Source organism: Pedobacter sp. WC2423 (genome assembly GCF_040822065.1).
Classification (GTDB): Bacteria; Bacteroidota; Bacteroidia; order Sphingobacteriales; family Sphingobacteriaceae; genus Pedobacter.
This window is the reverse complement of sequence record NZ_CP162005.1, coordinates 4,059,236-4,074,233: the sequence shown is the minus strand read 5'-3', so window position 1 is coordinate 4,074,233 and position 14,998 is coordinate 4,059,236. Positions and strand designations below refer to the sequence as shown.

The window sequence follows — 14,998 nt, the reverse complement described above, 5'->3', positions numbered from 1 at the left end:
ATACATTTTTTTGAATCAACGATGAAAGAGAAAGAAAATACTAAGCCCAAATTAATTAAGAGAATACCGAACATTCCCAAAAAACCTCAAAAGGGTTCAAATTTCAATATATTCTGGGTTTATGCTGCTATCATTTTAGGCCTTGTCCTGGTTTCCGTTTTGTTTACCAATGATACCAATAAAACAATCACTTACAGGGAATTTGAAACGAACATGCTTGCTCCGGGAGATGTTCAGAAAATTATAGCTTACAAATATGAAGACCTGGTCAGGGCTGATGTATTTATTAAACCAGACCGTCTTAATCAGGAGAAGTATAAAAAATATCAGACTAAGAGCAATTTTGGTTCAACCGGAGGTCCTACAGTATCATTTACCGCAGGATCAATGGATGCACTGGATAAGCAATTGTCTGAGTCACAAAAAACTGTTCCGGTTGAAAGCCAGATTTTAGCAGAAAAAGAAACCAGACAAAGTACTTTCAATTCATGGTTTTTCACAGTAATTATTCCTGTGTTGTTATTTATTGGATTCTGGATCTTTATTATGCGTAAAATGGGTGGTGGCGCAGGCGGCGGCGGCGGACAGATTTTCAATATCGGAAAATCCAAAGCGACTCTATTTGATAAAGAAAGCCAGGTAAACGTAACATTTAATGATGTTGCAGGTCTGGAAGAAGCTAAACAAGAGGTTATGGAGATTGTAGATTTCCTTAAAAACCCTAAAAAATATACAAATCTGGGTGGTAAAATACCAAAAGGGGCGCTACTTGTAGGTTCTCCTGGTACTGGTAAAACTTTATTGGCGAAAGCTGTTGCTGGTGAAGCACAGGTTCCGTTCTTCTCACTTTCAGGTTCTGATTTCGTGGAAATGTTTGTTGGAGTAGGTGCATCACGTGTACGTGACTTGTTTAAACAAGCTAAAGATAAAGCTCCATGTATCATTTTTATTGATGAGGTTGACGCAATCGGGCGCGCCCGTGGTAAAAACAGCATGATGGGTGGTAATGATGAGCGTGAAAACACTTTGAACCAGTTACTGGTAGAAATGGATGGATTTGGTACAGATTCAGGAATTATTATTCTTGCTGCAACTAACCGTCCTGATGTATTAGACAGCGCTTTACTTCGTCCTGGAAGATTTGACAGACAAATTTCTATCGATAAACCAGATTTAGTAGGCAGAGAGCAAATCTTTAAAGTCCACTTAAAACCTATCAAAACTGATGTGGTTGTGGATGCTAAAAAACTTTCTGCACAAACTCCTGGTTTTGCAGGTGCTGAAATTGCAAACGTTTGTAATGAAGCAGCGCTGATTGCTGCTAGAAGAAATAAGGAATCTGTAGATATGCAGGATTTCCAGGATGCAATCGACCGTGTGATTGGCGGTTTAGAGAAGAAAAATAAAATCATCTCTCCCGAAGAGAAACGTATAGTTGCTTATCATGAGGCCGGACACGCTATTGCAGGTTGGTACCTTGAACATGCAGATCCATTGGTAAAAGTATCTATTGTACCGCGGGGTGTTGCTGCTTTAGGCTACGCACAATACCTGCCGAAAGAGCAGTTCCTTTACACTACAGAGCAGCTTACAGATGGTATGTGTATGACTATGGGTGGCCGTGTTGCTGAAGACCTTGTTTTTGGTAAAATATCTACAGGCGCACAGAATGACCTGGAACGAATTACAAAATTGTCTTATGCCATGGTAACTATTTATGGAATGAACAGTACGATCGGTAATGTTTCTTTCCATGATCCTCAAAATGAGTATAACTTCAATAAACCTTACTCAGAAAAAACTTCTGAATTAATTGATATTGAAGTACGTAAACTCATCAATGAGGTTTATGTCAGAACAATGCAGTTATTAATTGATAAAAGAGACGGCTTAGAGAAACTTGCAGAAAAACTATTGGAGAAAGAAATTCTTTTCCAGGCAGATCTGGAAGAAATCTTAGGCAAACGTCCTTTTGATAACCGTACTACTTATGATGAATTCGTGAATGGCACAGGTGATCAAAAACCTGCTGCTGAAGGCTTACTTCATGAAGGTGTAGGAGAAACAACAGATCCGTCTGCTCCTTTAGTATCGCCTTTAAATTCTGAATCTTAATAATTAACTTTATGGAGCTGTCATCAGCTATACTGATGACAGCAAATCCATTTTTTTATGCAAGAGAATATTTCCTCCAAGGAGTTAATGCTAAAAAAGATAAGGAAAGCTCTGCTTGAAAAAAGAGATAATCCTTATCCGAATTTAGAAGAAACCCCGCTTTACAAGCCCAACACAGAGATTCCGGAAATTTTATTTGCCGAGCAGTTAACCGCTGTATCCGGCAATTTTATTTATTGCCAGGACGGTGTTGAATTCATCGAAAACATTCTTGAGCTGGCTGAAAAGTTCAAATGGAGAAAAATATATTGCTGGGAAACCGAACTTCAGAAATTACTTTCCACTTATGAATTCCCTTTTTACAAGACTGACAAAGACTTTGAAATGGCCGAGGTGGGAATTACTATGTGCGAAGCTTTAATTGCCAGAAATGGCTCTATATTGCTGAGTAATCAAAATGAAGCAGGCAGAAGGCTAAGTATTTTTCCGCATCACCATATTGTCATTGCAAGAACAGGCCAGATGGTAATGGATCTTAAAGATGGATTTCAACTGATCAAAAATAAATACGGCTCACAGCTGCCATCCATGATCAGTACGGTCACCGGACCAAGCAGAACTGCCGATATTGAGAAAACACTTGTCCTTGGTGCCCATGGCCCTAAAGAATTATTTGTTTTTTTAATTGATGATTTCTCTTAAATTTTTGTTTTCAATAAATTAATCCTAGTTTTATACTAAATACTAAAACAGTATACGGTTCAGAATGGGTAATAAAAAGCATATATCTTCAGTAATTGCAGGCACAGGAAGTTACATTCCTGAGAAAATTGTTTCAGGAGATTCCTTCCTAAACTCTACTTTTTACGAAAACGGACTCATCATTGAGAAAGACAACGCAGATATTATCAGTAAATTCTCTGAAATTACCGAAATTATAGAGCGTCGTTATATCGATGATAATCTGCTCAACAGCAATATCGCTGCCATTGCCGCACAAAGGGCTCTGGATGATGCGAAAATCGATAAAGAAACCTTAGATCACATCATTGTATGTCATAATTTCGGAGATATTCATCATGGAAGTAACCGGATGGATATTCTGCCTTCTCTTGCAGCTAAAGTTAAGCAACAATTAGATATTGTGAATCCTGACTGTGTTTCTTATGATATTATATTTGGATGTCCGGGATGGGTACAAGGTACCATACAAGCCAATTACCTGATTCAAAGCGGAGACGCCAAACGTGTTCTGGTCATTGGTTCAGAAACACTTTCCAGAATCATTGACCCGCATGACCGTGATAGTATGATCTTTTCGGACGGGGCAGGAGCAGTAGTTTTTGAAGGGGTTGAAAATGAAGAGCCAATTGGTATTATTGCCCATAAAACACAAACATTCGCTGGTAACTTTGCTTCGCTTTTATACATGGCTAAAAGCTGTAATCCAGGCGCTACAGATGGCAATACTTACATGAAAATGAATGGACGCAAGCTCTATGAATTTGCGGTTGTAAACGTTCCTCATGTCGTAAAAATGGCTATTGATAAAGCAGGATTAACTATAGACGATATCAAAACCGTATTTATTCATCAGGCAAACGGCAAAATGGATAATGCGATTATGAAAAGATTATTCAAATTATACGATAAGGATGCTGTTCCCGAAAACCTGGTCCCGATGACAATTTCATGGCTGGGTAACAGCTCTGTTGCAACTATACCTACCTTACTGGATCTTGTGCTGAAGGAAAAAGTAGCAGGTTATAAAGTAAAAGCAGGTGAATATGCAGTATTTGCTTCTGTTGGTGCAGGAATGCATATTAATGCTTTTGTATACCGGTTTTAATTGCCAAGTTTCTTCAGGCCATCTTTGGCCTGAGTTTCAATACTATTCTCATATTCATGATTTTTCATATTGATTGCCTGGTTAAAGTAAGCTTTAGCCCTGGCATCATTTTTTTTCTTCCCATAGATTTTACCCATATTCAGAGCAGAAGTCGCCGCATAGTAATACTTTAAATTTTTCCCATAGGTTATAGCATTCTGATAAGCTTGTAAAGCACTGTCATCTTTATCCAGTGCATCATAAATTCTGCCCATGCGGTAATAAAACTCCACTTTATCTTTGATGTCTTTATAAGCTGAAGCATTCTCTCCAGCTAATATATCCAGTGCTTTTGCATAATATCCGCCATCAAATAATAATCTGGATTTTAATAACTTCTTATCGGGGGCAGGAGCACCAGCCTCATTCATCGCTTGCTTATCTTTTTCAGCGTAAGTATACCCTGTACTTTTTACTTTAGCTATATAGCCTTTATAAGCCCCTGTATCGCCATTTAATAAAGCCACCCATGACAAGTGAAGATTAGCGTCTTTAATGTAATTCACGCCTTTATTTAACTGCAAAAACCTTTTAAAATTAGTACTAGCAGAATAATCCAGTTTATTCAGTTTTGCGGTTCCCATTAAAAGTTCCAGATAAGGAAATGCCTGATAACCTTCACCAGCAGGCCGTTTCGCCAAAATAGCTATTGCTTCGTCATTATGGCCATTCCGGGCACAAACGTAAGCCTGCAAATAAGCCTTCAACAAGCTGCTGTCAGAAATTCTGGCCGTATACTTCATAGTTTTAGCATAGGCATCCGGAGAATGGATCACATCAGATAAAACATAAGAATAATAGAAGATTACTTCTTCGTAAAAGGGCTCAAACGCAGACCGGGGAAGATTTTGGGCAAGTTTATCCAGCATTAACAATCCCTTTTGTACATCACCTTTGACACCAAAAGTAGAAAGCATGTTCTTTAGCGTACCATCAGGAAGATTTCCCAAAAAGACATTGATCAAGCCCAGCCCTTTACCATTTAAATGAAATCCCGGAAATTTCTTACTATTATCCTGCAAAAGACTGTTTGCTTTTTTGATTTCTCTCGCAGCTGTAAAATACTCTCCATAACGGCTTCTTAATAAAGCCCATTGTAAATTGATCTCTGCCTGTGCATACAGATAATAAGGAGATTTATCATCGTCATCCTCAATCTGACTGAGCCTGCGTGATTTTTCATCTTTTAACCTGTCAAAATCTTGTTTACTTTCTACGGTAATCAGATAAAAATAATCTGCATAGTTCTCTAATAAAGGTACTATAGAATTTCCAGGATGCGCGGTTTTCTCAGCCGCAATCAGTTGCTTCGCTGCATTAATTTTAAGCTCAAATATCAATTGATAAGCTTTTAAACAGTTGGCATTAAAATCAAAATTAGCATGAACTGTACCAGGAAGGATTAAAAACAGGGGAAAGAGACAATATCTGAACAGGAGGATGAATTTCCTTTTGGCGGGCATAAATAAAATATTTCTATAGGGTGAATCCATAAAAACGGCAAGACAGCGCTATTATTTTAAATTTAGGAAAAACTGTATAAAAAAAACGGCCAGATTACAATCTGACCGTTTCGTTTATAGGATTAGCAATAATTACTTAATTACGCTGGTACATTTTCTAATGTTAAAGCCTCATCAACTAAAATCCTTCCGCAATGCTCACATACGATGATTTTTTTACGCTGACGAATATCTAACTGACGTTGAGGTGGGATTTGGTTGAAACATCCGGAACAAGAATCACGGTCGATAGTTACCACAGCAAGTCCATTGTTCGCGTTTCCTCTTAATCTTCTGTAAGCAATTAATAATCTTTCTTCAATTACAGACTCAGCTTTCTCCGCTTTTTTATTTAAAACCTGCTCGTCTTTTTCAGTTTCAGATGTAATCGTTTGTAATTCTCCTCTTTTGATTTCCAGGTCTTTCTTTCTTGACTCCTGATCAGCTAAAGCTTTCTCATAAACTTCAGTTTTAGAAGAGATATCAAATCCATATTCTCTGATTTTCTTTTCACAAACCTGAATTTCAAGAGATTGGATCTCTACTTCTTTTGTTAAAGCATCATACTCACGATTATTTTTTACCTCTTTTAACTGAGTATCATATTTTTTAATCAAAGCCTGAGATTCCTTGATCATATTTTTACGTGTTACAATAGCATCTTCGGTTTCATCCAATTCAGCTTTGAATTTTTGTATACGTGTATCCAATCCCGCTACTTCATCTTCTAAATCAGCCACTTCCATTGGCAATTCACCACGAATCTGACGTATTTTATCAATTTTTGTATGAAGGGTTTGTAATTCGTATAAAGCTTTCAGCTTTTGCTCTACAGTTTGTTCCATTAAATGAAATAATTTATGGGTATGGGTATAATTATATTTGACTAATTGTCAGTTCTTTAACTGTTTCTTAGCTCTTGCACAGACTCAAAACAAAATACAATTCCTCAAAATATAGGAATTAATTGTCATATAGTCTATTGCTAAAGCTTGCAAAGATAAGTATTATATTTTCTTTCAGCCATACAATTTACTATTAATCTGCTGATTGGCTTTTAATTAAATATTTTATCCCGCATACCCTCCTTATTTCAACTTTCCTTTTAAGTCTTCACCAGCCTTACTTCTTTGTTTACCACCTTGTTCCATCTCCACCAAATGGTAACTGAAAGAGAGTACTACAGCGCGGTTGTCGGGTCTGTTATGGCTATAAGCAGAGATATTACCATATTATAGCTGATTGCTTAATCTGTTTGCTCTGCAAAATATCATTGACCAGCAGTTGGAGTGTTGCGATCGTAGATTATGACGCGAAAGCAGAAGAAACCAAACCATAAAAAAACGTGGGTTAGTGTATGGCTAACCCACGTTTTAACTATTTTATTTAATAAAAGTAATTGATCGGATTGGTATCAACTTCCGTTAAACGAACCGCCAGTTCAGGAAATTTCCTTTGCAGGATATCTACTAGTAAATCAGAAGTGAACTGCTCACTTTCAAAATGTCCGATATCAGCAATAATCAGCTTTCCGTCCGCATCAAAAAACTCATGATACTTGAAATCTGCCGTAATAAAAGCATCGGCACCAGCTGCAAGCGCATTTCCCAGCAAAAAACTACCAGAACCGCCGCAAACAGCCACCTTTTTAATTTTCCGGCCCGTATCTTTCGTATGCCTGATCACGCTGACATTCATCCTCGATTTTACAAACCTCAGAAAATCTGCCATATCCATCTCTTCTTCCAACCAGCCGACCATTCCAGCTCCAACGGTATTTAATTTATTTTCAAGTGGATAGATATCATAGGCAACCTCTTCATAAGGATGATTTTCAAGCAATGCGAGCAATACTTTCCTTTCGTCCTGAATTAAAAATACAGTCTCAATTCTAACTTCAGGCTCCTGGTGCTGCACCCCTTGCTGACCAACAAAAGGCTGTGTACCAGCCGAAGCCTTAAACGTACCTACACCCACTGCATTAAAACTACATTCACTATAATTCGCAATATTTCCTGCTCCCGCAGCAAAAAGAGCCTCTCTTAACCTGGTCACCTGCGCCGTTGGGCAGAAAGTAACCAGCTTTTTCAGGATTCCGTTTTTAGGTGCAAGAATTTTCGGCTGTTTTAAGCCCAGACGTTTACAAATCACTCCATTCACTCCATTTTGTACACTATCAAGATTCGTATGGATCGCATATAAAGCAATGTTATGCTTAATCGCTTTAACAATAACGCGCTCTACATAGTTCTTGCCCGTAAACTTTTTCAATCCTTTGAAAACAATCGGATGATGCGTAATAATCAGATTACAGTTTCTGGCAATGGCCTCATCAACAATATCTTCAGTACAATCAAGCGCAACTAAAGCCCCTGTGATTTCCTGGTTCATATCTCCCGTCAGCAAGCCCGAATTATCATAATCTTCCTGATAATTTAACGGTGCATAAGCCTCCAGATGTTTAGTAATTACAGCTAATCTCATCATATGTAAAGATACTATAAGATTTAATTATTGGGTAATTGTACCCATTTTCGCCATTTGCAAACTTTCAAAAGCTACCTTTTGATTGTATTCAAAAGCCAGGTTTTTATAGTTAACCAGGTCGATAATTGTTCCGATCATACATAAGCCAAAAGTAAAGAAGTAAAGAATTCCCATCCCGATCTGGTTTACCAGAAACCTGGATAATCCAGGTACAAAAAAACCTAAAACACAATAAAGTACCATATCATCCGGATTTCGTCTTTTGCTATTGTAAATCATTAGAAATCCATTCAGCTGCTGCTCATTAAAACCCGCTGTCATAGACTGCAAGTAAGAAAACTCCTGAGGCGTGATGCCCGGAAGCATCATAAATGGTGAATTGTACATAATCTCTCTCCTTATATTTAATTTTTTCTATTCTTATTTTTTTTCCACTCGTACTGGCCAAGTGTGATAATTCTCAACCCGATAATGATTACCGCAGGTATCCCCAGCCAGTGCTGATGAAAACTCTCCTCCAGATGACCATGGAACAATTGCGTAACCGACCTGCCCAGTCCGCAGCCCGGACACCAGTCCATGCCCAGGTTTGCTAAAGGGCAAAAGGTAAAATGATGTTCCTGCCCATGGCTTTGCGGTTCTGCAATGGCCAGTAACGCTAAACCTGTCACCCAGAAAATCAATTCCAGTGGTAAGCAACCTAACCAGTTAAGCATCACGCTTTTGAATTTTAGAGTCATAAATGGCCGCATTGTTACATATTAGCAAATCATAAATATTATCTTTGTGAGGTGAACATCCGTGACCTGATCAATAGATATAAAACTGATGAGCGCATCGAAGCGCTTGCAAAGACCCTCAATTCGGGTAAAGGTAATAAACTTCAATTAAAAGGTTTAGTAGGCTCTGCCGATGCTACAGTTGCCGTTACCACCTACTTCCTGCTGCATAAGCCACAATTATTTATCCTTCCTGACAGAGAAGAAGCTGCTTATTTTATGGCAGATCTGGAAAGTATACTTGAAAAAGAAGTCTTAATTTTTCCATCTTCTTTCCGTAAAGCCTTCGACTTCACCCAGGTGGATACTGCTAATGTACTGGCAAGAGCAGAAGTGCTTAATGAGCTGAACCACAATTCTTCCTTTGGAAAAATCGTGGTTACTTATCCTGAAGCGCTTGCCGAAAAGGTAATCAACAGAGATGTTCTCGAAAAAAATACGCTTGAAATAAGTCTGGGTGTAAAACTGGGTATTGACTTTATCAACGAATTTCTTGTTGATTATGATTTTAACCGCACTGATTTCGTTTATGAACCCGGCCAGTTCTCTATCCGGGGTGGTATCGTTGATATTTTCTCCTTCTCTCATGATCTTCCTTACCGGATAGAATTTTTTGGGGATGAAGTAGAGAGCATACGTACATTCGAAATAGAAAGCCAGCTTTCCGTAGAAGATGTCAAGACCTTTACTATTATTCCTAACGTACAGTCCAAGTACCTTACAGAAAGCAATATTAACTTGCTGGATTATGTGGAGAAAGACACTCAACTCTGGTTTAAAGATGTAGAATTCACTTTGGACATCATTAAAACTGGTTATAAAAAGGCCGTAGAATTATGGAAAGCACTTCCTGCGAAAGAAAAACAGGAAAACCTGGACTGGATTGACCCGAAATTTGCTTTCTCTGACGAAAGAATGATTGGAGACATCCTGCATGATTTCCCGGTGATAGAATTTGGTAAGCAATTCTTTTATAAAACCGACCACGTTTTCCTGTTTGATACTAAGCCACAGCCATCTTTCAATAAAGATTTTAATCTGCTGATCCATAATTTAAAAGAAAACGAGAAAAACGGAATTCATAATTTTATTTCCAGCTCTTCCCCTAAACAAACCGAGAGGTTATATGCTATATTGGACGATATTGACAAAACCGCGAAGTTCGTTCCTGTTAATATTCAGTTAAGGGAAGGTTTTATTGATCCGCAACAATCCATAGCCTTTTACACCGATCACCAGATCTTTGACCGCTTCTATAAATATAAGTTAAAAAGAGGTTATCAGCGCAGCCAGGCCATTACCATGAAAGATCTGAGAGATCTGAAACCTGGCGATTTCGTTACCCATATAGACCATGGTATAGGTAAATATGCCGGTTTGGAAAAGGTAGAAGTCAATGGCAAAACGCAGGAAATGATCCGGTTGGTATACGCTGATAATGATTTGCTTTACGTGAATATCAACTCTTTAAACCGTATTGCAAAATACAGCGGAAAAGACGGTACACCACCAAAAATGAATAAACTGGGTACAGAAGCCTGGGATAAACTAAAAAAGACTACAAAAAAAAAAGTTAAAGACATTGCCCGGGACCTGATCAAGCTTTATGCCCTGAGAAAATCACAGGTAGGAACCGCGTTTGATCCTGACGGTTATCTGGAAACTGAACTGGAAGCTTCCTTCATTTATGAAGATACACCCGATCAGATGAAAGCCACCAATGATGTTAAAAAGGATATGGAAGCTCCGCATCCAATGGACAGGCTGGTTTGTGGTGACGTAGGTTTCGGAAAAACAGAAATAGCCATCAGAGCTGCATTTAAAGCCGTAGCAAATGGTAAGCAGGCTGCAGTGCTGGTTCCAACGACTATTCTTGCTTTACAGCATTTCAAAACATTTTCAGGAAGACTAAAAGAGTTTCCTTGTAAAGTAGATTATATTAACCGTTTCAAGACCAATAAACAGATCAAAGAAACACTGGCACAAGTAGAAGAAGGTAAAGTCGACATCATTATCGGAACACATCGTTTATTAAGTAAAGACGTGAAATTCAAATCACTCGGCATTATGATTATCGATGAAGAACAGAAATTTGGTGTTACTGCCAAAGAAAAACTCCGTGCACTGCGTGTCAACGTAGATACCCTTACACTTACTGCTACACCAATACCAAGAACCCTGCACTTTTCGCTGATGGGTGCAAGGGATCTGTCTATTATGAGTACCCCGCCACCAAACCGGCAGCCTGTGAATACTGAACTTCACGTATTCAATGATAAACTGATCCAGGAAGCAGTACAATTTGAACTGGATCGTGGAGGACAAGTATTTTTTATTCATAACCGGGTAAATGATCTGCCACAACTCGGCGGTCTGATACAAACACTCGTTCCAAAAGCCCGTATAGGTATTGCTCACGGACAATTAGACGGAGATGCACTGGAAGATGTCATGCTTGATTTCATTAATGGAGAAAAGGATGTGCTTGTTGCTACGACCATTATCGAAGCAGGACTGGATATTCCAAATGCGAATACCATCATTATTAACCATGCTCACATGTTTGGTTTGAGTGATCTGCACCAGATGCGTGGAAGGGTAGGAAGATCTAATAAAAAAGCCTTCTGTTATCTGTTAAGTCCACCTTTATCCACCCTTACCTCCGAAGCCAGGAAACGTTTAAGTGCCATTGAAGAATTTTCTGATCTGGGCAGCGGTTTCAATATTGCCATGCGTGACCTGGATATTCGCGGCAGTGGAAACCTCCTGGGTGCTGAACAAAGCGGGTTTATTGCCGAGATAGGCTTTGAAATGTACCACAAGATATTAGATGAAGCCATACAGGAACTTAAAGCTGATGAATTCAAAGAATTGTTCAAAGATGATAAAGAAAGGCCGTTTGTCACTTTTACACAAATCGATACGGATCTGGAATTATACATTCCGGATGATTACGTAACCAATATTACAGAGCGATACAACCTCTATACGGAACTATCCAAGCTGGATAACGAATTACAGCTGGCCGCCTTTGAAACGTCCTTAAAAGACCGCTTTGGTAGTGTTCCGAAGCCCGTAAAAACGATGTTGAATGTGCTGCGGTTACAATGGACAGCTAAAAAGCTTGGATTTGAAAAACTGAGCTTCAAGAAAGGAGTATTGAGAGGTTATTTTATTGCAGATAAACAATCTAATTTCTTTGACTCCCCAATGTTCCATAAAATATTAACCTTCGCACAGCAGCATCCCCGGATGTGTAACCTGAAAGAAGTTAAAAACACTTTAAGAATCGCTTTTGAAGATCTGAAAACGGTAGATGAAGCTATTCAAATGCTGCAAATGGTTGCAGAATAAATAAATCAGGATGAACCCACAACTATTAAACGATCTGGTTACTTTTAAGATGCCTTTTGGTAAATACAAAGACAAAATAATCTGCGACTTACCAGAATCTTACCTGATCTGGTTTAATAACCAGGGGCTTCCTCCGGGTAAACTTGGAGAACTGATCGGGACTATGTACGAAATCAGGTTAAACGGATTAGAATATCTGTTGAAACCGCTGAGAAAAAAATAATTTAAGCATAAGATACCGCTGGATGAACTTATCCGGCGGTTACTTCTTTGATAAAACGCAGGCGGCCTCCTTCCAGTTTGAAAGTCCACTGCTGCGCAGATTCCCCACAAACTTCTTCCTGGTCGGGATGTGCTTCCCTGTATTTAGGATCTGAATTTGTTCCATATTGCAGGCTTACGGTATCGCCGTCAATCTGGACTACATAAAAAGAATAACAGCCCTCATCTTCCACGTGCGATTCACTTTCCAGCTTGGGCTTTGCGCTCAGCTCAGCCACATCAACAGCTTTAAAAAGGTCATTGAAGCCTCCCATTTGAAAGTAATCGTAGATATCATTAAAATTTTTGATAAAAAGTTCCCTGCTGATTTTTCCACCATTCGCTTTTCTTACCTGGTCAAATTCCTCATTGACATCAAACATAGACATGGTACTGTCTGCCAGTGGAAAATCAAAATATTGTTCAATCTGATTGACATCTTTAGCCATGAAAGACTGTTGCATCTTTTTCAATTCAGCAATCATCAAAGCGCGTTTAGCGGCAGGAGAGTTATCATTTTGTTTCCGTAATCCTTTACCCTTTACCGCATCTGAACCATTTTTGCCTGATCCGGATTTCTGGTTACAGCCCGCAAAAACAACTAGCAACAGCAAAATAATATAAGCAGATTTTTTCATCAATAATTAGTTTAAAACAAGATATAAATACGCAAAAACTACAGGTGCAGCAATTAGTAACCCGTCAAATCTGTCCAGTAAACCACCATGTCCTGGTAAAAGTGTACCCGAGTCCTTAGCATTCAGACTTCTCTTCAGCATAGATTCTACCAGATCTCCAAGTGTACCAAAACTTACAATTAAAACAGCCATACCCGCCCAGACCAGAAATGGTATCTCTTTAAAAAATAAAGAAATCACGAAAGAAACTAATATACTGGTTAGCATACCACCAAAAAATCCTTCCCAGGTTTTTTTCGGAGAGTGGCGCTCAAACAATTTATGATTTCCCAATTTTCTTCCAAATAAGTAAGCACCAGTATCACTAGCCCATAACAAGAGTAAAAAAGCCAGTGGCAAATGATAATTGTGCGTTTTAAAATCCTGTATAAATGCTAAAGAATAGAAAAAACAAAAAGGAACTGTTACATAAACAAAGCCCACAAACGTATAGGCAATATTGCCAAATGGAATCTTATCCTTTTTATAAAGTTCACCCAGGAAAACTGCCGAAACCAGTGGAATCAGCAATAATAAATATTTTGTATCAAATTGATACAAATGATAACCAGCAGTAATTAAAAACATGAATGCACTTACCACCAAACCAATATTCCGATGCGGTCTGATTCCGGATGTTTTAATCAGTTTATAAAACTCTGCGAGAGAAAAAACACTTAAAAACAAGTAAAAGAAAGTAAAAGTCCAGGCGCCAAGAAAAATAGAGCCTAACATTACAATCGTAAAAAAGAAGGCCGTTATTGCTCTGGTTTTCATTCCGTTTCTGTCGATTTTATATAAGTATCCGCAGCATCAAAGTCCTTTTGATTCACTAATACTTCAATCACACCAAAAGTCTGGTATGAAGAATCTTTTTTATTCATAATTACCGCAGCAATATCATTTTCTATTAATCCTTGTTTGATAATCTCTGCTGTCACAGGATTTTCTGTGGTATAAACCTTAACCCAATTGTTTTCCATTGCCTGATGTGGTTTTGTTTTTTAAATACTTAAATAAAAATATGCTCAAAATTAAGCTAATAACATATGCATACCATGGAAAATTTGAAGAATTATCTGCCTCAGTTAAAGGAATATTATGTTTTTGCAAATACCAGGCTACACTAACCGCATAAGCATTGTTTAAAAAGTGCGCCAGCATCGCATACCATAAACTACCCGTCCACCAATAAATGTAACCAAATGCTGCTCCTAAAAATAACCTTGGGAAAAATCCAAAAAACTGAAGATGTATAGCACTAAAAATAAATGCAGAAATCCATATGGCTACATGCGGATTCTTGAACATTTTAGTAAATGACCGTTGAATACCTCCTCTGAACATGAGTTCTTCCCCTATAGCCGGCAGCAATGCAATCACCAGAATATTGATCAGATAATCAGAAATATTCTTTGTGTTTAATAATAAAATTGTCATTTTCATGGCTTCATCCTCTTTACTCCGCATCCAGTTTTCAACTGGTTTTAGAAATTCAGGAAGTACCATTTTTTGATTAACCAGCCCAATCCATTCCATTAAAGGCATCGAACAAAGCATAATTAAAACGACTAAAAAAAGAAGAGAAGCGGTTGGTTTTTTAAAACTGTAAAAACTACTGATTTTAATTTTTTCCGTCCAGGCAAGCATTAAAGGTGGCAAAATGAACATACAACCCGTTGTTAACACCTGTGAAATTTTAAGAACAGCAATAGAACTGGCATCTCCGCTCATTAAAACAGCAGCATTACTTAAACCGTCAGTTCCGTAAATACCCACTACTACAGCTAAACTCAGTACAGAGCCCACAACCAAACCTAATATCGTATAACACAGAATCATAAGTAGCTGTATATAAGCATCCTTTTCTTCTACCTCTTTGTAAATGAAATTCATTATTGGGAATAGTTTGTACCTTTGTCTTTTAATTTTGGA

General features: G+C 38.2%; 14 protein-coding genes. 5 read left to right on the top strand and 9 right to left on the bottom strand.

From position 1 onward, the window contains the following. The first annotated feature begins 21 nt into the window (after positions 1-21). From ftsH to AB3G38_RS16925, 3 genes are all read left to right on the top strand, one after another. Positions 22-2,115: an ATP-dependent zinc metalloprotease FtsH gene (gene ftsH / locus AB3G38_RS16935; RefSeq protein WP_367865009.1), complete on the top strand. Its 2,094-nt coding sequence runs from the start codon at positions 22-24 to the stop codon at positions 2,113-2,115. Between the two features lie 57 nt (positions 2,116-2,172). Further along, positions 2,173-2,817: a lactate utilization protein C gene (locus AB3G38_RS16930; protein ID WP_367865008.1), complete on the top strand. Its 645-nt coding sequence runs from the start codon at positions 2,173-2,175 to the stop codon at positions 2,815-2,817. A 64-nt stretch (positions 2,818-2,881) separates the two neighbouring features. Continuing rightward, positions 2,882-3,964, top strand: coding sequence for a 3-oxoacyl-ACP synthase III family protein (locus tag AB3G38_RS16925; RefSeq protein WP_367865007.1), 1,083 nt, complete (start codon positions 2,882-2,884; stop codon positions 3,962-3,964). Here AB3G38_RS16925 and AB3G38_RS16920 read toward each other — a convergent pair. From AB3G38_RS16920 to AB3G38_RS16900, 5 genes are all read right to left on the bottom strand, one after another. After that, on the bottom strand, positions 3,961-5,466 hold the full coding sequence (locus AB3G38_RS16920) for a tol-pal system YbgF family protein (protein WP_367865006.1): 1,506 nt from the start codon (positions 5,464-5,466) through the stop codon (positions 3,961-3,963). The genes AB3G38_RS16925 and AB3G38_RS16920 overlap by 4 nt on opposite strands. A 140-nt stretch (positions 5,467-5,606) precedes the next feature. Continuing rightward, positions 5,607-6,350, bottom strand: a complete 744-nt coding sequence (locus tag AB3G38_RS16915; protein WP_183869275.1) for a zinc ribbon domain-containing protein — start codon at positions 6,348-6,350, stop codon at positions 5,607-5,609. A gap of 541 nt (positions 6,351-6,891) precedes the next feature. Further along, positions 6,892-7,989 (bottom strand): Nif3-like dinuclear metal center hexameric protein, encoded by a 1,098-nt coding sequence (locus AB3G38_RS16910; protein ID WP_367868773.1) that lies wholly within the window; start codon positions 7,987-7,989, stop codon positions 6,892-6,894. Positions 7,990-8,016: 27 nt separating this feature from the next. Further along, a complete protein-coding gene (locus AB3G38_RS16905) occupies positions 8,017-8,379 on the bottom strand; it encodes a TM2 domain-containing protein (RefSeq protein ID WP_367865005.1) in 363 nt (120 codons plus the stop codon). Between the two features lie 17 nt (positions 8,380-8,396). After that, the gene (locus AB3G38_RS16900; protein WP_367865004.1) at positions 8,397-8,732 is read right to left on the bottom strand and encodes a DUF2752 domain-containing protein; all 336 of its coding nucleotides are present in this window, start codon (positions 8,730-8,732) and stop codon (positions 8,397-8,399) included. A 51-nt stretch (positions 8,733-8,783) separates the two neighbouring features. Here AB3G38_RS16900 and mfd point away from each other — a divergent pair, with 51 nt between their 5' ends. Continuing rightward, positions 8,784-12,125, top strand: coding sequence for a transcription-repair coupling factor (mfd, locus tag AB3G38_RS16895; RefSeq protein ID WP_367865003.1), 3,342 nt, complete (start codon positions 8,784-8,786; stop codon positions 12,123-12,125). A 10-nt stretch (positions 12,126-12,135) separates the two neighbouring features. Next, positions 12,136-12,348 carry a DUF3820 family protein gene (locus AB3G38_RS16890; RefSeq protein ID WP_367865002.1) on the top strand — a complete coding sequence of 71 codons (213 nt, stop codon included), beginning with the start codon at positions 12,136-12,138 and terminating at the stop codon, positions 12,346-12,348. A gap of 28 nt (positions 12,349-12,376) precedes the next feature. On the opposite strand, the gene AB3G38_RS16885 is transcribed toward AB3G38_RS16890, so the two are convergent. From AB3G38_RS16885 to AB3G38_RS16870, 4 genes are read right to left on the bottom strand one after another with little or no spacing between them, the layout of a single operon-like run. Then, on the bottom strand, positions 12,377-13,024 hold the full coding sequence (locus tag AB3G38_RS16885) for a hypothetical protein (RefSeq protein WP_367865001.1): 648 nt from the start codon (positions 13,022-13,024) through the stop codon (positions 12,377-12,379). A 6-nt stretch (positions 13,025-13,030) separates the two neighbouring features. Beyond that, complete coding sequence (locus AB3G38_RS16880) at positions 13,031-13,840, bottom strand: phosphatidate cytidylyltransferase (protein WP_367865000.1); 810 nt, start codon at positions 13,838-13,840, stop codon at positions 13,031-13,033. Further along, positions 13,837-14,046: a DUF2007 domain-containing protein gene (locus AB3G38_RS16875; protein WP_068404701.1), complete on the bottom strand. Its 210-nt coding sequence runs from the start codon at positions 14,044-14,046 to the stop codon at positions 13,837-13,839. The genes AB3G38_RS16880 and AB3G38_RS16875 overlap by 4 nt, the downstream gene beginning before the upstream one ends. Next, a complete protein-coding gene (locus AB3G38_RS16870) occupies positions 14,027-14,959 on the bottom strand; it encodes a lysostaphin resistance A-like protein (protein WP_367864999.1) in 933 nt (310 codons plus the stop codon). The genes AB3G38_RS16875 and AB3G38_RS16870 overlap by 20 nt, the downstream gene beginning before the upstream one ends. Positions 14,960-14,998 lie beyond the last annotated feature (39 nt).